We start from the raw sequence: 20180 nt of genomic DNA, 5'->3' as shown, positions 1-20180 counted from the left end.
GAAAACCCGCTCTAATGCGGGTTTTCTTTTAAAATTAAATCAGCTTAACCAATCAATTTCTTCATCAATTCATTGACTTGAGCAGGATTGGCTTTACCACGAGAGGCTTTCATCACTTGACCAACTAGACCATTGAATGCTTTCTCTTTACCAGATTTATACTCTTCAACCATCTTCTCATTGGCAGCAAGCACTTCTTTGATGATGGCTTCAATGGCACCTGTATCAGTTTCCTGTTTCAAGCCTTTTTCAGCAATGATGTCATCTGCAGTTTTGCCTTCTTCCCACATAAAGCCAAACACTTGCTTGGCAATCTTACCGCTAATCGTGTTGTCAACAATACGTGCGATCATCCCGCCAAGTTGTTCTGCTGAAACAGGAGAATCTTGAAGTTCAAGGCTGGCTTTATTTAAAGCACCTGAGAATTCACCCATCACCCAGTTTGCAGCAACTTTACCTTGAGCCGCACCGCCAGAAGCAGTAACAACCGCTTCATAGAAGTCAGCCAATTCACGAGATAGAGTCAGTACATGTGCATCATATTCAGTTACAGCAAAGTCCGCGATAAAACGCGCACGACGTGCTTTAGGTAACTCTGGAAGTGCAGCACGAGCAGCTTCAATTTGCTCATTTGCAATGATCACTGGAAGCAAGTCAGGGTCAGGGAAGTAACGGTAATCGTTGGCTTCTTCCTTAGAACGCATTGAACGTGTTTCCATTTTGTTTGGATCGAACAAACGGGTTTCTTGATCAATACGACCGCCATCTTCCAAGATGTCCATTTGACGTTGAATTTCAACATTGATGGCTTGTTCGATAAAACGGAATGAGTTGAGGTTTTTTAACTCACAACGGGTACCAAATGGTTGCCCCGGACGACGTAACGATACGTTACAGTCAGCACGGAATGAACCTTCAGCCATGTTGCCGTCAGAAATCCCTAACCAACGCACCAAAGTGTGAATCGATTTGATATAAGCAACAGCTTCTTCAACTGAACGCATATCAGGTTCAGACACGATTTCAAGTAAAGGGGTGCCAGCGCGGTTTAAGTCGATGCCAGACATGCCTTCGAATTGATCGTGAATCGATTTACCTGCATCTTCTTCCAAATGCGCACGAGTCACGCCTATACGCTTCACTGTGCCATCTTCAAGCTGGATATCGATATGACCTAGCCCAACGATAGGATTGTCCATCTGGCTGATCTGGTAGCCTTTTGGCGAGTCTGGGTAAAAGTAGTTCTTACGCGCAAATACAGAGGCTTGGTCGATATAGGCATCAATCCCCAAACCAAAACGAATTGCAAGATCAACCACTTCTTGGTTTAACACAGGAAGTACACCCGGCATTGCCAAGTCAACTAGGCTGGCTTGAGTATTTGGGTCTTGACCAAATTCAGTTGATGAACCTGAAAAGATTTTAGACTGAGTTGCAAGTTGAGTGTGAATCTCAATACCAATAACGACTTCCCAACCGTCAATCAGCTTTGACACGGATGGTGCTAACTTTTGAGCTTCAGTCATTATGCATTCTCCTCAGCAATAGCCGCACGTTTAGTATGCCAATCTGTATTTTGTTGATATTGATGCACAATTGAAAGTAATTGTGATTCTGACCAATAGTTACCAATTAACTGTAAACCTACTGGGAGATTATTCGTATCAAAACCAACAGGTGCGTTAATGGCTGGTAAGCCCGCCAAGTTCACCGCAAGTGTATAGATATCACCTAAATACATTTCGGTTGGACTCAAGTTCGCACCGATTTTGTATGCTGTTGTTGGTGCAGATGGTGCTGCAATCACATCGACATTTTCAAAAGCTTTTAAGAAATCCTGTTGGATTAAACGACGAACTTTTTGTGCTTTCACGTAGTAAGCATCGTAATAACCAGCAGAAAGCGCATAAGTACCGATCAAGATACGACGTTGTACTTCTGCACCAAACGCTTCTGAGCGAGAGCGTTTATAGAGATCTAAAATATCAGTTGGGTTTTCACAACGGTAGCCATAGCGAACACCGTCATAACGTGACAAGTTAGAAGACGCTTCCGCAGGTGCGATCAAATAATAAGTTGGTACATAGGCTTCAGTCATGTTGAGGTCAATCTCAACCAATGTCGCGCCCATGTCTTGTAATTTTTTCAAAGATTCTTCAACACGTGCCTTAACTTCTGCATCAAGGCCTTGAACATTGAAGTATTGTTTTGGAATACCAATACGTAAACCTTTCACTGCTGTTGCATTTAAGTTTGCAACATAGTCATCCACTTCTTTGTTGATTGAGGTTGAATCTTTGAGGTCATGTCCAGCAATGGTGTTCATCAAAAAGGCACAGTCTTCAGCAGAACGTGCCATTGGGCCACCTTGATCAAGTGATGACGCAAATGCAATCATCCCGAAACGAGAGACACGGCCATAGGTCGGTTTAAGACCGGTTAAGCCACAGAAAGAAGCAGGCTGGCGAATTGAACCACCTGTGTCGGTACCTGTTGCAAGCGGTGCAAGATCAGCCGCAACAACAGCCGCAGAACCACCAGAAGAGCCACCTGGAACATGTTCTAAGTTCCATGGGTTTTTAGTCGCGCCGTAGAATGAACTTTCAGAGGTTGAACCCATTGCGAATTCATCCATGTTCACTTTACCTAAAGTCACTAGGCCAGCTGCTTTGGCTTTCGCCACCACAGTTGCATCATAAGGTGAAATGAAGTTGTCCAGCATTTTTGAACCCGCAGTGGTTTTAATCCCTTGGGTACAGAAAATATCTTTATGCGCCAGTGGAACACCAGTCAATACGCCAGCAGTTCCAGATTTTAGTAAGTTGTCAGCAGCATCAGCTTGAGCCAATGCTTGTTCGGGAGTGACCGTTACATACGATTTGACACGATCATCAATTTTCGCAATACGGTCCAAATAATGCTGAGTCAATTCACGAGATGAAAATTGGGCAGATTTTAAGCCTTCTGTCATTTCACGAATCGATAAACGGTGTAAATCAGTCATGAGTACAATTCTTTACGATTAATTTTTTAAAATAAGTTCATTTGATCAAATATTATTCAATCACTCTCGGAACGAGGTACAAACCATCCTGAGTTGCAGGAGCAATGGCTTGATATTCTTCACGATGGTTCGCTTCAGTCACGACATCTGGACGAAGTGGTTGCGGATTATCAAATGGGCTCTTAAGTGGCTCAACACCATCGGTATTGATCGCTTTTAAGGTCTCCATCATCCCTAAGATTTTATTTAAACTTTGAGCATATTCAGCAGATTGCGTATCATTCAGCGACAATCGAGCAAGATTGGCGATTTGCGATACAGTTTGTGCATTTAATTCTGCAGAATGCTGAACATCTGAACTTGACATGATGTCTCACCTAATCAGTTTTAAAAAAATTCAAAATATCGTGCGTTATAATAAGCGATTGACTTGTTCAAATCATCACATTTAGTTAAAGTTGCCATCTTGCGTCCATATAAAGTTTAAACTGAGAACGACCCGTGATTCTAAAACGACTAATTGGCTTGTTTTCGCCAGATCTAGCCATTGATTTAGGTACTGCAAATACACTTATTTATGCACCAGGAAGGGGCATTATATTAAACGAACCGACAGTTGTGGCGATTCGTCACAGTGGTTCGCAGAAAATTGTTGCAGCTGTGGGTTTAGATGCTAAGCAAATGCTTGGTCGTACCCCAGCCAATATTTCTGCAATCCGTCCGATGAAAGATGGTGTTATTGCAGATTTCGAAGTTACTGAAACCATGTTAAATCAATTTATTGGTAAAGTGCATGAAAAACGTTTATTTCCACCTGCACCTCGTGTAGTGGTATGTGTACCATGTAAATCAACATTGGTAGAACGCCGTGCGATTCGTGAAGCTGTGTTTAACGCAGGTGCACGTGATGTACGTTTGATTGAAGAGCCTATGGCTGCTGCGATTGGGGCGGGTATGCCTGTTGAGCAAGCGTGTGGTTCTATGGTCGTAGATGTGGGTGGTGGTACAACTGAAATTGCCATCATTTCTTTACAAGGTTGTGTGTACGCAGATTCTTTACGTATTGGCGGTGATGTTTTTGATGAACAAATTATTAACTATGTACGTAAAGCACATGGTTGTGTAATTGGTGAAACAACGGCTGAAACTATCAAAAAAGAAGTGGGCATGGCTGTTGCTGATGGCACAACTTTAGAAATTGAAGTTCGTGGTCGTAACCTTGCTGAAGGTGTACCGCGTGCTATTACGGTAACTTCAGATGAAATTACCCAAGCGATTTCTGATCCATTACAAAGTATTGTTTCTGCTGTGAAATCGGCACTTGAGCAAACTCCACCTGAGTTATCTTCTGATATCGCAGAGCGTGGTATTGTGTTGACAGGTGGCGGTGCATTACTGCGTAACCTAGATAAGTTGCTTGCTCAAGAAACAGGTTTACCTGTTGTTGTAGCAGAAGATCCTTTAACTTGTGTAACGCGTGGTGGCGGTAAAGTCTTAGAATTCTTTGACAATCCAAACCATGATATGCTTTTTGTAGGCTAAACTATACTCGATTAAGTTTAAGGATGAGGCGGTGCAACCGAATCTCTTTTCAAGACAACCGCCATCTTTTCGCTCGTTCATCATTGCGGTCATCACTTGTTTGGTAGTGCTGTTTTTTAACTGGCGCATGCCACAAGTGATTCAACCTGCAAGAGATGTCTTGTATGCGGCATATAATCCAATTTATGCCTTAGCAAGCTATCCTGTATTGTCGAAAGAATGGCTAAATCAACAAACTAAATCTGAGGCTCAGTTACGTCGTGAAAATACCGCGATGCAAGCTGAATTGCTTCAGGCTCAAGTACGTCTGCAAAAACTCTCTGAACTTTCTGCTGAAAATACCCGTTTACGTGGTTTGCTCGATACGCCATTGATTATCGATGGACGTATGGAAATTGCAGAAGTGATTGGAACCGATGCTGACCCATTGCGTCATATCATTATCATTAACCGTGGTGAAGCCAATCATTTAAAAGTTGGGCAAACCGTTTTAGATGATAAAGGAATCATGGGGCAAATCATCAACGTCTATCCACATAGTAGCCGTGTCATGTTGCTTTCCGATAAAGAACATTCTTTATCTGTACGTTTAGAAAGCTCAGGTATGCGCGCCATCGTGACGGGTACTGGTGATTTAGGACATTTGAAAATGGAATATGTTCCAACAAGTGCCAATATCAAAGTGGGTGATAAAGTTTATAGTTCAGGTTTGGGGCAACATTTCCCAGCAGGCTATTTGGTCGGTTCTGTATCTAAAGTCATGCGTCATAACACGGGTGAGTTTGCGCAAATTGATGTGGTTCCAGCTGCACAATTAGCAGGTGGTCATCATGTTGTGGTACTTTTCTCTGATTCTTTAGCGATGGAGCAGCCAAATGTTGATCGCTAAGAAATTACCTTCTGAAAAGCAACGTAAAGATCCATTATGGATTATTGTTGTCTCAATTATTATTGGTTCAATTTTAGTGGTTTATCCGATGTCCTATGCATTAGCAGGATGGCGGCCACTGTATATGTTTTTAATCATGCTATTTTGGGTGCTGTGTCAGCCTACATGGTGTGGAATTTGGTTTGCATTTACCATGGGGCTATTTACTGACTTATTGTTAGATGCACCTTTGGGGATGAATGCATTGAGCTATGTGCTGATTGCATTTTTAACTCGCTATTTTATTCGAGAAAGACGTGTACTGACATTTAGTAATCTTTGGATTATTAGTATGTTTGCAATTCTCGCGCATTTGGTCTTTACCTTTATGGCGCAAGTGATGGCTGGTACGCATTTTTCGATTACCCGTCATTGGCAAACATTGGTTTCGAGTATTTTTTGCTGGCCAGTTCTTTATTATTTATTAAGAAGATGGCGCATTTAATTCTGGCCTCAGGCTCACCAAGGCGTAAAGAGCTGCTTTTACAAGTGGGCTTGGATTTTAGCATCCACAGCCCAGATATTGATGAATCTGTCTTGGAACATGAACAGATTGAGCAGTATGTACAACGTTTGGCTGAAAGCAAAGCCAAAGTGGTATTGGCGTTGCATCCGCAAAGCACTGTTATTGCAGCAGATACAAGCTTGGTTTTTGCCAATCAAATTATTGGGAAACCAACATCTAAGCAGCATGCTTTTGAAATATGGACATTATTGTCAGGTCAAAAACATGAAGTGTTGACAGGTGTTTGTGTTGCAAATGCACATCAATTATTGAGTGTCGTGGTTCGCACGGAAGTTGAGTTCCAACAATTCAGTCTGAATGATATGGAAGAATATTGGGCTACAGGTGAACCTTTGGGGAAAGCTGGCGCATATGCAATTCAAGGCATTGCGGCAAAGTATGTGACAGGTATAAAGGGTAGTTATAGCAATGTGGTTGGGCTACCGTTGCATGAAACGATACAGTTACTTGATCGTATAGATCAGCGCAGTTGAGGCACTAAATTAACTGCTGAAAAGAATTTTTATAATGTTTTGAGTTTAGTTATGTCTGACGAGTTATTGATTAACGTCACACCTATGGAATGTCGTGTGGCGCTAATTCAAAATGGTACGGTCAACGAACTGTTTGTTGAACGAACTGTTAAACGCGGGTTAGTCGGGAATATTTATAAAGGAAAAGTTGTCCGTGTACTTCCAGGGATGCAAGCAGCCTTTGTCGATATCGGGTTATCTCGTACTGCATTCTTACACATCAATGATATGATTTGGCCGCGTAATCAACCTACGCCAAATGTCTTTGAGTTATTACAACCCGGTCAAATTCTGACGGTTCAAGTGATGAAAGACATGTTGGGCACTAAAGGTGCGCGACTCAGTACCGATCTTTCTATCCCATCTCGTTATCTTGTCTTGATGCCATATGGCAGTCATATTGGTGTATCGCAACGGATTGAGTCTGAAGAAGAACGTGACCGTTTACGCTCGATGATTGAAAGAATTCAAAGCGAGCATAAGTTGCCGGGTTCAGTGATTGTACGTACAGCCGCTGAAGGAATTGAAGAGGCTTCAATTGCTCAAGATATGGCATATTTAGCCAAGCTTTGGGAATTTATTCAGAAAAAACAAAAAATTATTGCAGTACCTTCGCTGATTTTTGAAGAACTTCCTTTACCACAACGTGTTATTCGCGATTTAGCCAATGATGATACGGCAACAATTTATGTCGATTCACGGGAAATACATGCCAAGTTGCAAGAGTTCGTTTGTGAATTTGTACCGAGTATGGAAAGCCGCTTGCAGCACTATCCTGGTGAGCGTCCACTTTTTGATTTGTACAATGTTGAAGAAGATATCCAAAAAGCATTACAAACCCGTGTAGCTTTGAAGTCAGGTGGTTATCTGATGATAGATCAGACTGAAGCGATGACCACAATTGATGTCAATACAGGTTCGTATGTCGGTGGCCGTACGCTAGAAGACACTGTGTTTAAAACCAATATGGAAGCGACACAGGTGATTGCGCGCCAATTACGCTTACGTAATTTGGGTGGCATTATTATTATTGACTTCATTGATATGCAGGAAGCTGTACATCGTGAAGAGGTCATGAACCAGTTTGATAAAATGCTGGAACGTGACCATGCAAAAACCAAGATTACCCAAGTCTCTGAACTTGGCTTAGTTGAAATGACACGTAAACGTACCCGTGAATCATTAGAGCATTTGTTGTGTGAATCATGTCCGACCTGTCAAGGGCGCGGATTTGTGAAAACAGCAGAGACAGTGTGTTACGAAATTTTTCGAGAAATCTTAAGATATACCCGTGCTTATGAGTCTAAGAGTGGCTTTACTGTTATCGGTCATCCATCGGTGATTGATCGCCTATTAACTGCGGAAGCCCCAGCTGTCGCGGATTTAGAGCATTTTATTAATCGCGTGATTAAATTCCAAGTCGAAAATTTATACACGCAAGAGCAATACGATATCATTTTGAGTTGAAATTGTAACAGGATGTCGTTAAACAGTTGTTACATCTGAAATTTTACTTTTTGAACTGATTTCACAATACTAGATTACAAAGGTAGCCAAAGACTTTCTCCCTTTCACAGTCTTAGCAAGTGAGGTCATAAAATGAGTGTAAGTGAACAATTAATCAGTCGTAGTATCAAGCATGTGTTGGAAAGCCAGCCTAAAAATACATGTGTTATGTTAGATGACAATGGTCAAGAAGTGAAAATCACTAAAGACATGGTGGTTAATGTCTGTCATCAACTGTTAAATAAGTGTCGTAATGTTAAAGATTAAGGGGCATATATTAGCCCCTTAATTTTTGAATCAATTTAAGTTTTTATCTCTAAATCAATTATAAAATCCTATACTGACTTTCGTGCTGCAACAGATTCCTTCGCTACATCTTGAGATCCGTTTTTGCCTTGGCTTGAGCGTTTGGCTTTTTGTCGGCAAGTTCTACTGCATTTTTCTCTGCAATAATTTGCTCAAACTTTTGGATTTCATTTTCCAAATGCGTGAGAAGATTCTGCAATTTAGGCAGAGATTTACGGCAACCCGTTAAACCGACTTCTAATTTATCTAAATAACTGGTCATGGTGATATTTAGTGCCTGACCATCCAAAACAATAGAAACAGGATAGAGGGCATCTAATTTAGCGCCATTCCAATACAAAGGTTCACGTGGTCCAGGTACATTGGAAATGATTACGTTAAACGCCTGACGTTTTGGCATAAGTCCTGATGCAATATTCACGCCTGCTGCACCAAAAACGAAAGCACTATAATTTAAGATTTGATCAGAGCTCATACGTTTAAAACGATTTTTTGCATTTTGTACACTGCGTTTAATAATGTCTAAACGCTCTAAAGGACTTTCTTTATGTGTACCTAAATTTGCCAAAATCATGGTGATACGGTTACTCATATCTGAGTCATCATCACGTAATGAGGCTGGAACCATCGCAATCAGAGGTTTTTTCGGTAAAGCTTCTTGTGTGATTAAATAATCACGTAATGCACCTGCACACACCGCAAGTACCACATCATTAATCGTTACACCAAGAGCTTTGGAAATATCTCTAAAACGATCAAGTTCAAAAGACTGAGCAGCGAAACGACGTGATGAACTTACCCGTTGATTAAATAAACTACTCGGCGCTTGAAAGCTTGAAACATAATCGGGGTTTTTCCCCATTTCTTTAAATACAGTTTGGAACAGCTCTTGAGTGACCTTAGGTGCTGCTTCAACTTGCCCTTTTAAGGCAGAGAATATTTTTTTAGCTTTATCCAGTTTGGTTTCTTTTAAACGTTTTGCCCGTTTACCTTCGACACACCAAGGCGGAATAATGGTTTTGGAGTCAGCATCTTTTGAAAATGATTTTTCCACCAGACGCATACCAGCCACACCATCAATCATGGCATGGTGGATTTTAAAATACATGGCAAAGCGATTGCCTTCAATCCCTTCAATAATATGACAGGTCCAAAGTGGCTTTGCTCGGTCAATCAACGAACTGTGTTCCTGTGAAATATAAACCAATAATTCACGGATACGTCCCGGATGAGGTAGTGCGATATGACGGAAATGATGATCGATATCAAACTCTTCGTCTTCATCCCAAAACATGCCACTTAAGCGATTGTTAAAGGGTGGGACAGGAATAGATTTTGAATTACGAATATCTGCAACAAGATCTTGAATGAAGGTAGAAGGCGCATGTTCTGGTATTTCAAATAAGAATAACCCACCAACATGCATGGGTTGTTGACGTTTTTCTAAATTTAAAAAAATAAAATCAATAGGGTGTAATGGGCGCATAGTCTTGGATTGCCTCACTGCAATTTCTACAACAACTCATTTATGAGCTGGTGAATTGTTAGAATTATAGAACCGTGTAACTTGGGTCTGTTGATCATTCGTCCATGTTTACAACGATGTGATGTTAGAAAACATCAGGTACATCGTTACATTTTGTGTTGCCAACAATGCAGCGCTTTGTTGGCATTCTGGGTATAGCTAAAATTTCTCAGTTTGAGTGATGAAACCTGAAAATAGTCTCACTATTTTTTCATGCCTTTGCCTACTCAACTTTAGCCTAGAACACAAGCTATAGATGAAATATCAACAAACCTTAGTATAAAACTTTTCTAAGCGTAAAATCCAAGCATTTCGATGAACGTTAAGTTAATAAAAATTCATGAGTTTTAATGAGTTTTCCTGATATTACTTTTTTAAATTGCCTGCGTGTAGGCCACATTCTTTATGTGTTGCTTCTTCCCACCACCAACGTCCTTCGCGTTCATGTTGATTTGGCAATACTGGACGGGTACATGGTTCGCAGCCAATTGAGATAAAGCCTTTTTCATGTAATGGATTATAAGGAATCTCCATCATACGAATATAGTTCCATACATCCGCACTTGACCAATTGGCCAATGGGTTATATTTAATCAGTTGTTTGCCTTCACCAGAAAAACCGCTATCCGCTTGAATGACTGGAATTTCCGTCCGTGTACCTGGACTTTGATCTTTGCGTTGCCCAGTAATCCAACCATCTAAAGTGGCTAATTTTTTACGTAGTGGCTGAACTTTTCGGATACCACAGCATTCTTTATGGTCATCTTGATAGAAGCTAAATAAACCTTTTTCATTGACCAACTGTTGAACGGCATCGGCTTCTGGAAAGCAAATCTCAATTTTAATCCCATAGTGCTTGCGTACGGTTTCAAGAAATTGGTAGGTTTCAGGGTGTAAACGACCTGTATCTAAACTAAAAACACGAAATGGTTTACCTAAATTGTGTGCCATATCGATAAGAACAACATCTTCTGCGCCAGAAAATGAAATTGCAATTTCACCTTGCTGAGAAAGCGCAAGTTCTAAAATTTCAGAAGGTGATTTGTCGGCATACTCAGTCGCAAGTGCGTCCACAAGATCTATGGTTGGAATGGCGGTCATATCTGCTCCTGGCAGTTAGCTTGAAGCTACAATTTTCGTAAACATGTTCAAAAGATATTTGAATTTAAGCATTTTGGCAAAAATTAGGTCAATTCAACTTATGTGAATTGCTGCTTTTGACGATCCAGATATTTTAAAGTAAATGAAATATGCTACTTAGCAGATTAATTAAAATACTTATGAATAAAACAGATTTGTAAATATTCACAAGCCTTATGCATAACCAAATGAAATGGGTTTGCTGTAAAAACTTTCAGCATTCTTTTTAAACTTTAGTGCTATGATAAGCCCAAAATTTTTAACTGACATTTGGGAGAACCCATGGAAATCGTATGTCTTGATCTTGAGGGTGTATTGGTACCAGAAATCTGGATCAATTTTGCTAAAAAAACAGGAATCAAAGAATTAGAAGCAACAACTCGTGATATTCCTGACTACGATGTGTTGATGACTCAACGTTTAAATATTCTTAAACAGCATGGTTTAGGTTTAAATGACATTCAAGCTGTGATTGCAGACATGGGGCCATTTCCGGGTGCAAAAGAGTTTGTAGAATGGTTACGTACCCATTTTCAGTTGATTATTCTTTCAGATACATTTTATGAGTTTGCACATCCGTTGATGCAACAGTTAGGTTGGCCAACAATTTTCTGTCATAAATTAGAAACGGATGAAAATGGTATGATCACTGCGTATAAATTGCGCCAACCTGATCAAAAACGTGAAGCTGTAAAAGCCTTACATGGTCTAAATTACCGTGTGATCGCAGCAGGCGATTCGTATAACGATACAACCATGTTGGGTGAAGCTGATCATGGTTTCTTATTTGACGCGCCTGAAAATGTGATTCGTGAATTTCCACAGTTCCCGCCAATTCATGGTTATGACGCACTTAAAGAAGCAATTCGCAAAGCGTCTATTCGTGATATTCCAGCTTAATCTAAGATTTAAATCCAAAGGCGCTCAATGCGCCTTTTTATTTGATAACAATAATTTAAGAGTTATTTTTTGAATCAAATTTGAAATACAATTTTTTAATGAAGAGAAACATTGCAACAGGATCAAACTTTTGCAACAATGTTAAAGCTTGAGTTCATTCACTAGAATTAAAACTAAGAAATGAAAAAAAGGTAACTTTAATCGTAGTGAACTTAGAACTGTTATTAGAAGAATATCGAGATAATGTCTCAATAAATAAGAAAGGTGCAGATATATGTTTAGAAGAATAGTAATTTTCATAGCTTCCTTATTATTGTTATTAAATTCAGCTTTAGTGAATGCTTCAATTGGGGGATGGACATTATCAAACCCAACCGCTCTAGGTGCATCAATTTTATATGATGGTACAAAAGGGTCAGCTACCTCATCAATCCTAATCTCTCCAAATGCTTCGCAAGTTGCTAAAGTTTTACGTGGAGGCATTGCAGGCATTGCACTAAGTTTTGCTGTTGAGCAGTTATTGGGTGCAGTGGATTGGATTTTAGATCCAGCGAATAATCAAGTTCAATATAAAATAAGGAAAATTAGCCCTGGTGCTACTTACTATTTAGATCATCTCTCAGGACCGGATTATAATGTCCTTGCCTTAACTTATTGTGCGCAATTATATCCAGGTTCTACACCTCGTTATGTTGGTCCAACAGGTTGGAGCACATCTGCAACACCTGTTTTTACAAATAATAGGACTGATATTGCATGCTATTTGAATGGGCAGCAGAAAGTTGCTACAAGCATTTATTTGTCTGGAACAGTTACAACTGAAGAAAAATACCTCTCCCTCATAACCGCCGCCCAACAAGTCATTGAGAATGCAGAAAGTGATAACCTTGATGCGCAGTTTGCTGTTTTAGCTGCAGCGACAAATATTTTGTCAGAGGCTGAACAGGATGATGCCAAAGCAAAACCAATTGAAAAAGAATTAGAAGATAATGCTGATGATAAATGCCGTACACACAATGCATATATGAATGGGCAAGCACGGATTATTGAGGATAGATATAACGAGTTGTTTGTTGATTCTTATGATTTGTATAATAAGTATTATGCATTAAAAAATCCGCTTCAAGGTGTTGGTTCATGGGAGGGACATATTTATAGATATGTGCAAGTTGAACAACCAATTTTACGTCAACGAATTTTAGATGCTGCTTTAGAAGGGTGCTATGAAACTCCAAACGCGTCTAGATGGAAACAAAAATCCCCACCACCTAGACCAGGTATACATTCACCAGGGTAAAATATGATTAAGTTAAATATAGTTAAGCCATCAAAGGGCCAACCTGTTAAAACAATTTATTTTATTGATGAAATGGAATATTGTTTTCGAATTTCTCATTTTATTAGGGAAAAAATAGTTTTAGATCAAGTTCAGGAGTTTAATGGCTCTAAGCAAAAAACTAGCGAAACATTATACAACGAATATTATGAAGTAATTGCTTATCAAGAATATCTAATGGATGCTAATGGTAAATTTTATGGTACTAGAGACTATGAGGTAATTAATGGTCAATTTAAAAAGTTAAATACTGTGTTAGTTGAAGTCGTATCTAAAGAAAATAAACACACAAAACACAAATGGCTTAATGGTTCTGATGAATGTGTTTATATAACTGAGGTAAGTGATCAACAAGAATTTCGATACGTTAAACCAAATGGAGAAGTGATTGATTATGATAGTCTTCCTGAATTTTTGAGTGTTAATAAACCATTAGAATTTTGTGAAATTAGGAATCAATACCTAAATCAAATCGTAAAAGAAAATAGTTAACCTTAGATAATTGAAATAAGATTTTTGTTTGTGTGCCCAAATTGCGTACGATCAAATCTTAAAGTCATTTAGTAATTACAAGGGTATGTACAATCTGCATACTCTTTCAACATGGTAACCAACATTCACCATCTTCCCAACTAACACAAAGCTGGTTCCTGATTTAGGTCTATCCAAAAATGGCTATACCCAATATCTGTCTGGTGATTTTCACTATAATTTAACTGATACTCAGCTTATGAGTATCAGATATAGAACTTATGTAGCTTTCTTAACAAAAGTACGGTCAATATCTAACTAAAAGGTGTCTACAAAATCATTGGCTATTCAAGACATAGTTTTAATGAATGTTCTGTTTATTTTTAAACGCAAAAACAAACGCCAAGCTGGCCAACAAGATAATCATACAAATATAGACATCTGCAGTAAAAATTAAGCCCACTTTATTGACAAAGTATCCAGCAATAATCGCAGGTATACTAAAGGCCAAATAGCTTTCAACAAAAAATGCGGCCATTAAACCTGCACGTTGTTCAGGTAAAGCTAAGGGCATAACAGCACGAATTGCACCCATAAAACCTGTACCAAAGCCAATCCCAGTCACCACAGCACCAATAAACAATAAGATTGGTTGCACCAGATGAATGCCAAGTAAAATAACACTTGAGCCCGAGACAATCGTAATTGCAGCAGTGATTAAAATTTTAAATGTGTGTGCATTGCGCAGGGTTAAAATTCCAAGTGCGCCTGAAACTGATAGGGTAATAAACATCATGCCATTCAACCATGCCGATTGCACATGGAAAGCTTGAGCCAGCAATGAAGGCATTAACGAGAGGAAGAACCCACTGACCATCCATAACGAGATATTAATTGGACTTACGATCAAGAGTGCTTTTCGGGTTTGTACTGGAACAGTCAGTTGCGGTTTTAATGATGCCAAAGCACCCACACGTTTAGTTGCGGTTTCAGGGCTAAAAATTGCGATAAATGTGGTAGATACAAACAGAAAAATGAGTATTTCAAAAATAAGTGTTAATGGAACAGTCGAAAACTCTAAAACAATGCAGGTCATTAGCATACCCGCAGCCATACCAAGCATTGGAGAAATACTATTAATTAAAGAACCCTGTGTTTTACTCAGATCAAGCAAAGCTGCTCCAAACGTAGATGCGGCTAAAGCCGTGGCAATACCTTGCAAACCTCGTGCGATAAACAGCATTTCGATATTGGATGCAAACAAGAAAAAGCCCATGGACATAATTTCTAAAATCAAAGCCACAAAAATAACCGGCTTACGTCCAATATAATCAGACAATGATCCTGCCACCAATAAGGTTAATAGCAATGCAAACGCATAGGTGGCAAAGATAAGCGTTAATAAAACAGGAGAAAAATTGAAGTGTTGTTGATACAAGCGATATAACGGTGTTGGTGCGCTTGAGGCTGCCAAAAAGGCCATTAGGGTAAAAGTATGTGTGTACAGTGCAGCATTATGGCTTAATTTATAGGAAGTCACTTGACGATTAAAATTAGAGTTGCGCATAATCAACATGTACATAAAAGCTATTAATTAGCTTTTATACCGTATTTTGGATTAAACACAAAGGTTTAGCTAAGATGATTTTTGATTAAAGCTGTTCTTCAATCATTAACCCATTGATAGATTTTCATTTATAGATTTGTAGTGATTTGCTGATGACGAAAGTGATTACAGGTTTGCGTCCCGGTGGGCGCAGTGCACGAATACAAGCTGCAGTTCATAATGCGGTGCAAACATTACAGCAGAATGTAGCTGTGGCAGATTTGACGATTCCGATGATTGCTGAATATGCAGGGGTCACCCCCTCTACGATCTATCGACGGTGGGGAGATTTATCTCAACTGCTTGCAGATGTTGCCTTTAATATTTTACATCCAGACAGTGTACCTGCGGATCTTGGTAGTTTTAAGCAAGACTTATATGCATGGATGGAGCAATATTTTGAGGAATATGCCTCACCCGTTGGGCGTACAATCTTAAGCGATATTGTGGCGGAAAATGATTCGCCGACCTCTGGTAAGTGTTATGACTTTTTGATTCAACAGTTAGACATTATTCAGCAACGTGCCCAGCAAAGGAATGAAACAAGCATCGACAATCAATTGATTATTGAAATTGTGATTGCACCCATGTTGTATCGAATTCTATTTACCGAACAAGAATCGAGTTTGGACTATATTCACCACTTATTGGCACGTTTGTTTAATTTTGCGGATGTCCTTAAAAACACGACATCCGATTTAGCCAAATAAACAGGTGCAATCATTTCGGCTTTGAGAAAAACTTAAAGCGCGCCTCGAATCAATGGATAGACATTATCGAGTAGAATTTTCTGTGCCGTTGCATTGGGGTGGATTAAGTCTTTTTGCATCAAACTTTTATTGCCTGCAATTCCATTCATAAAAAACGGATGCATTTTAACTTTGTATTGTTGGCTTAGGGTTTGATAATTTTTCTCAAAAGCTTGGCTATAAGCTGCACCATAATTCGGTGGAATTTTCATTCCCAATAAAATGACCGTGGCTTGGCTTTTCTGACTTTGTTGAATTAATTGCGCAAGATTTTTCTGAATCATTTGTGGCGGTTGTCCACGTAAACCATCATTGCCACCCAACTCAATCACCACGATATCAGGTTTATGGCTTTGTAATAGTTTTGGAAAACGCGCCAACGCACCACTGGTGGTTTCACCACTTACACTGGCATTGACCACATTATGTTGTTTGGGAAATTGTTGGTTTAAGCGTTGCTGTAGCAAGAAAACCCAGCCTTGTTGTGGGTTAATACCATAACCCGCACTTAAGCTATCACCTAAAATCATGATCGTTTTTGCAAAACTACTAACGGGCAACAGACAGATTATGCTAAAAAATAAACAATGAATTAGGTTTTTCATCATTTTCAAATTTAACAATTTTTTGATTTGCATATAAGGTACTTTATGATGTCTAAGGTTCAGGATGATTCAACTTCTCCCATCATGCCACAAGTGATAATTTCTGCACAGCAACTTACACAAAAGATAGAATTACCTCATCAAACGCTTACAATTTTTGAAAATCTAAATCTTAATATTTATACAGGTGAACAGGTCGCGATTACTGGACGTTCTGGTTCAGGAAAATCAACTTTATTGGGAATTCTTGCCACTCTAGATCAAGCCAGTGCAGGTCAACTCAGTGTTTGTGGTGAATCAATTGAGCATTTAAATGAAGAACAACGTGCGTTGATTCGACTTCAATATATTGGTTTTGTATTTCAATCTTTCCAGTTGCTCCCACATCTTTCTGCCTTAGAAAATGTGATGTTACCATTACGTTTACAGAAGAATTTTAATTATGCACACGCAGAACAAAAATCTTTAAGTTTATTGGCCAAAGTTGGTTTAGAACGACAAAGCCAACAAACACCGAAAGTATTGTCTGGTGGGGAGCAACAACGGGTTGCCATTGCACGAGCTTTAATTTCTGACCCCAAAATTATTTTTGCTGACGAACCTACAGGCAATTTAGATGAACATACTGCATTTGAAATTGAACAACTCTTATTTGATTTAAATAAAGAACTCGGTACAACTTTAGTGCTTGTCACTCACGATTCGCAATTGGCAGCACAGTGCCAACGTCATTATGAATTAAAAGATGGTCAATTGATTGAACATGCTCAAACGCCTCAATCGAATGAGGTGGTGTAATGTTGACCTTGTTTAAACCCTTATTTAGGCAAAGTTTTGCCAGTTCAGGCATATATTTGCTGATTATTGCATTGAGTTTAGCCATTAGTGCGACTACTGCATTAAAGTTTAGCAATGATCAAGTCAAACAAGCAGTGACCTTACAAGCTGCCAAAATGCAAGCTGCAGATTTACAACTTAGTGATACAGATCCAATTGACCAACAATGGATCAAACAGGCTGATGATTTAAAATTAAAACAGTCCCATGTCACCATTTTTGGTTCAATGGCCTCTACACAGGATCAGTTTGTTATGGTCAATGTGAAAGCCATTGACACAGCATTTCCCTTACGTGGTGAATTAAGGATTGCGCCAAAACAAGCCTTACAAAGTGGCGGGGTTTGGCTAAGCAAACGCGCACAAGAATTATTAAAATTAAACCTAGGCGATAGCGTTCAAATTGCCAATGGTCAGTTTAAAGTTACTGGCATCATTGAACATGATTCAAATCAAGAATTAGGCTTTTCTGCCTTTTCGCCAACCGTGATTATCTCTCAAGCAGATGTTGCAAAAACGGGTGCAATTCAAGTTGGAAGTCGGATTGAATATCGTTTGTTGATGGCAGGGGATGCGGAGTCGATTGCAACATATCAGCAATTTTTTAAGACATTTAAAGCGCAAGAAAAGCAAAATGTGAATCCAAAGATTGCACAAAATTCGGATGCAGATTCAGCTTTAAGTGCATCAAGTGCCAATACATTGACTGAAAACACATTGACTGAAAAGCAGCCAACAACACACTCACAAACAGATCAATCCATACAAGATCAACAAAATGCGGATAATGAATTAGATGCACAAAGTAATTTAAGACTACGTAATGCAGATGAGGGCAATTCACGCTTACTTAAACCGATTGAAAACCTCGATACTTTCTTACAATTGGCCAATATTCTGACGATTCTTTTATGTGGTTTAGCCATCGCTTTAACCAGTCAGCGTTACGTACAGCAGAACCAAGATCATATTGCACTGATGCGTTGTATGGGGGCAACGAAACGGCAGATTTTTCAAACCTATCTCGGGTTGCTGAGTGTTGTTATTTTAATCGCCATTGTCATTGGCAGTATTTTAGGACTGATTTTAGGTTATTCGTTGTTGCAATTGATGTTGCAGATGATTCCGAACCTAGAGTTGCAATTTTCAATGTTGCAGATGCTGGTTGGTCCTTTGCCTATTGCAATTTTTACCAGTGCAATTGTATTGATTGGATTTATTTTACCGAGCTTGTGGCAACTGTTAAATACACCGCCTATTCGGGTGATACGCCAACAAGAAAAGTCGGCACGTTCAATGTTGTGGATGATGGCTACAGGTTTAGTCAGCTTGATTATTTTTAGTTTGGTCTTGACCGAAAATCTGATACTTACTGCGTTGGTAATGGGTACAGTCATTGTGTTAACAGCTTTGTTATATGCAGTGGTTTGGATGATTTTAAAGACTTTAAAATCAATGAAAAATAGGCTCTCAGCCTATATCCGAACCCCTTCGCAAACCGCATTGCAAATTACCGCTTTGGCATTGGGTTTAAGTCTGATCACGGTACTTGCTGTATTGAGAACTGATTTATTAGAGCGTTGGCAGCAACAATTGCCTGAAGGAACGCCTAACCAGTTTATTTATGGTCTACCACCATTTGAACTGGAGGCTTTTAAACAACAATTGGCACAGCAACACTGGAAAAGCACACCGTTATATCCCAATGTAAAAGGGCGCTTATTGGCAAAAAATGGTCAAGCCTTTCCTGTCCAATTGGTGAAAACCAATAATTCTTTACGTCGTGAGTTAAATCTCACCCAAGCAGATCATTATCCACAAGACAATATCATTGTTGTTGGAGAGGCTCAATTGACTCAAATTGGGCAGGTGTCTGTAGAGGCCAAACTGGCTGAAGAATTGGGCATCAAAATTGGTGATCGTTTAACCTTTAGTTTGCCTGAGGGAAATTTGGACGCGCAAGTTGTGAATTTGCGTACAGTGGAATGGCAAAGCTTTAGTCCAAACTTCTTCTTTATTTTTACTCCAAAGACGTTGGATGAAAATGCAGGCAGCTACTTAGGGAGTTTTTATGTGCCGCCGAGTGAAAAAATTAAGATGGTTAATCTGATTCAGCAATTTTCCAATACGGTCTTTATTGATGTCTCTTTAATTTTTGATGAAATTAAAAACTTGGTTTCTGTGTTGGTTAAAATCATTACGGTTTTGGCAGTATTGGTGAGTTTATCTGGCTTTTTGGTACTGATTGCCTGTATCAATTTGCTGATGGATGAACGTAAAAAAGAAGTGGCATTGCTACGCTCTTTTGGTAGTTCAAAGCGCCAGTTAAAAAATATGATGAGTTTTGAAATCGGCTTTATTGGATTATTAGCGGGAATCGTTTCCTGTTTCTTTGCAGAGGTGATTAGTGCCGTTGCCAGTTATCGTATGGAAATGGTGATGCAATTACATTGGGAAATTTGGCTGATTTTACCAATTTCGATGGCAGTGTTGTGCGCATTGATTGGGCGTTACCGATTGAGCTATTTATCCGAAATCCCACCATTACAAAGTCTAAGAGAGTTGAATTAAACCGCTTTGTTTAAGTGGTTTTATCTGGCTGTTTAATCTCAGTTGAGCCTTTAAAAGCCTGCCCAGTGAAGACAGTAAATTAAAAAATGGCGACCTATAGGCCGCCATTTTTATGCT

General features: G+C 39.3%; 19 protein-coding genes. 12 read left to right on the top strand and 7 right to left on the bottom strand.

What is annotated here, in order from left to right; translation table 11 throughout:
- Positions 1 to 44: 44 nt before the first annotated feature.
- From gatB to gatC, 3 genes are read right to left on the bottom strand one after another with little or no spacing between them, the layout of a single operon-like run.
- Positions 45 to 1526, bottom strand: coding sequence for an Asp-tRNA(Asn)/Glu-tRNA(Gln) amidotransferase subunit GatB (gene gatB / locus F981_RS01150; RefSeq protein WP_004717427.1), 1482 nt, complete (start codon positions 1524 to 1526; stop codon positions 45 to 47).
- Complete coding sequence (gene gatA, locus F981_RS01145; RefSeq protein WP_004717425.1) at positions 1526 to 3004, bottom strand: Asp-tRNA(Asn)/Glu-tRNA(Gln) amidotransferase subunit GatA; 1479 nt, start codon at positions 3002 to 3004, stop codon at positions 1526 to 1528. The genes gatB and gatA overlap by 1 nt, the downstream gene beginning before the upstream one ends.
- 52 nt (positions 3005 to 3056) lie before the next feature.
- Positions 3057 to 3371 carry an Asp-tRNA(Asn)/Glu-tRNA(Gln) amidotransferase subunit GatC gene (gene gatC, locus F981_RS01140; protein WP_004717422.1) on the bottom strand — a complete coding sequence of 105 codons (315 nt, stop codon included), beginning with the start codon at positions 3369 to 3371 and terminating at the stop codon, positions 3057 to 3059.
- A 134-nt stretch (positions 3372 to 3505) separates the two neighbouring features.
- Between gatC and F981_RS01135 the strand changes: the two genes are divergently transcribed.
- From F981_RS01135 to F981_RS23830, 6 genes are all read left to right on the top strand, one after another.
- On the top strand, positions 3506 to 4546 hold the full coding sequence (locus tag F981_RS01135; RefSeq protein WP_004717418.1) for a rod shape-determining protein: 1041 nt from the start codon (positions 3506 to 3508) through the stop codon (positions 4544 to 4546).
- A gap of 31 nt (positions 4547 to 4577) precedes the next feature.
- A complete protein-coding gene (mreC, locus tag F981_RS01130; RefSeq protein WP_004717416.1) occupies positions 4578 to 5435 on the top strand; it encodes a rod shape-determining protein MreC in 858 nt (285 codons plus the stop codon).
- Positions 5422 to 5919 carry a rod shape-determining protein MreD gene (gene mreD, locus F981_RS01125; RefSeq protein ID WP_004717415.1) on the top strand — a complete coding sequence of 166 codons (498 nt, stop codon included), beginning with the start codon at positions 5422 to 5424 and terminating at the stop codon, positions 5917 to 5919. The genes mreC and mreD overlap by 14 nt, the downstream gene beginning before the upstream one ends.
- Positions 5907 to 6473 carry a Maf family nucleotide pyrophosphatase gene (locus F981_RS01120; RefSeq protein ID WP_034610773.1) on the top strand — a complete coding sequence of 189 codons (567 nt, stop codon included), beginning with the start codon at positions 5907 to 5909 and terminating at the stop codon, positions 6471 to 6473. The genes mreD and F981_RS01120 overlap by 13 nt, the downstream gene beginning before the upstream one ends.
- Positions 6474 to 6524: 51 nt before the next feature.
- Entirely contained in the window at positions 6525 to 7979 is a 1455-nt protein-coding gene (rng, locus tag F981_RS01115; RefSeq protein WP_004717413.1) for a ribonuclease G, read from the top strand.
- Between the two features lie 132 nt (positions 7980 to 8111).
- Complete coding sequence (locus tag F981_RS23830) at positions 8112 to 8285, top strand: PA1571 family protein (RefSeq protein WP_004717412.1); 174 nt, start codon at positions 8112 to 8114, stop codon at positions 8283 to 8285.
- A gap of 103 nt (positions 8286 to 8388) precedes the next feature.
- Here F981_RS23830 and F981_RS01110 read toward each other — a convergent pair whose 3' ends face one another.
- Positions 8389 to 9810: a WS/DGAT/MGAT family O-acyltransferase gene (locus F981_RS01110; RefSeq protein WP_004717411.1), complete on the bottom strand. Its 1422-nt coding sequence runs from the start codon at positions 9808 to 9810 to the stop codon at positions 8389 to 8391.
- 405 nt (positions 9811 to 10215) lie between these two features.
- Positions 10216 to 10950: a phosphoadenylyl-sulfate reductase gene (locus tag F981_RS01105; RefSeq protein WP_004717410.1), complete on the bottom strand. Its 735-nt coding sequence runs from the start codon at positions 10948 to 10950 to the stop codon at positions 10216 to 10218.
- A 321-nt stretch (positions 10951 to 11271) separates the two neighbouring features.
- Here F981_RS01105 and thrH point away from each other — a divergent pair, with 321 nt between their 5' ends.
- The 3 genes from thrH (at position 11272) to F981_RS01090 (ending at position 13717) form a co-directional block, all read left to right on the top strand.
- Positions 11272 to 11889, top strand: coding sequence for a bifunctional phosphoserine phosphatase/homoserine phosphotransferase ThrH (thrH, locus tag F981_RS01100; RefSeq protein WP_004717409.1), 618 nt, complete (start codon positions 11272 to 11274; stop codon positions 11887 to 11889).
- 274 nt (positions 11890 to 12163) lie between these two features.
- Positions 12164 to 13186 carry a hypothetical protein gene (locus F981_RS01095; RefSeq protein ID WP_004717408.1) on the top strand — a complete coding sequence of 341 codons (1023 nt, stop codon included), beginning with the start codon at positions 12164 to 12166 and terminating at the stop codon, positions 13184 to 13186.
- 3 nt (positions 13187 to 13189) lie between these two features.
- On the top strand, positions 13190 to 13717 hold the full coding sequence (locus F981_RS01090) for a hypothetical protein (RefSeq protein WP_004717407.1): 528 nt from the start codon (positions 13190 to 13192) through the stop codon (positions 13715 to 13717).
- A 340-nt stretch (positions 13718 to 14057) separates the two neighbouring features.
- Here the strand turns inward: F981_RS01090 and F981_RS01085 are convergent, their stop codons facing one another.
- Positions 14058 to 15263, bottom strand: coding sequence for an MFS transporter (locus F981_RS01085; RefSeq protein WP_035372022.1), 1206 nt, complete (start codon positions 15261 to 15263; stop codon positions 14058 to 14060).
- A 152-nt stretch (positions 15264 to 15415) separates the two neighbouring features.
- On the opposite strand from F981_RS01085, the gene F981_RS01080 reads away from it, so the two are divergent.
- Positions 15416 to 16012: a TetR/AcrR family transcriptional regulator gene (locus F981_RS01080; protein ID WP_004717405.1), complete on the top strand. Its 597-nt coding sequence runs from the start codon at positions 15416 to 15418 to the stop codon at positions 16010 to 16012.
- 32 nt (positions 16013 to 16044) lie between these two features.
- Here the strand turns inward: F981_RS01080 and F981_RS01075 are convergent, their stop codons facing one another.
- Positions 16045 to 16659: an arylesterase gene (locus F981_RS01075; RefSeq protein WP_151027073.1), complete on the bottom strand. Its 615-nt coding sequence runs from the start codon at positions 16657 to 16659 to the stop codon at positions 16045 to 16047.
- A 45-nt stretch (positions 16660 to 16704) separates the two neighbouring features.
- Here F981_RS01075 and F981_RS01070 point away from each other — a divergent pair, with 45 nt between their 5' ends.
- A complete protein-coding gene (locus F981_RS01070) occupies positions 16705 to 17454 on the top strand; it encodes an ABC transporter ATP-binding protein (protein ID WP_035372018.1) in 750 nt (249 codons plus the stop codon).
- Positions 17454 to 20063 carry an ABC transporter permease gene (locus tag F981_RS01065; RefSeq protein ID WP_004717402.1) on the top strand — a complete coding sequence of 870 codons (2610 nt, stop codon included), beginning with the start codon at positions 17454 to 17456 and terminating at the stop codon, positions 20061 to 20063. Before F981_RS01070 ends, F981_RS01065 begins: the two co-directional genes overlap by 1 nt.
- Positions 20064 to 20180 lie beyond the last annotated feature (117 nt).

This window comes from Acinetobacter guillouiae CIP 63.46 (assembly GCF_000368145.1).
GTDB classification, from domain to species: Bacteria; Pseudomonadota; Gammaproteobacteria; order Pseudomonadales; family Moraxellaceae; genus Acinetobacter; species Acinetobacter guillouiae.
The sequence above is the reverse complement of the archived record's forward strand: the minus strand, read 5'-3'. Positions and strand labels throughout refer to the sequence as shown.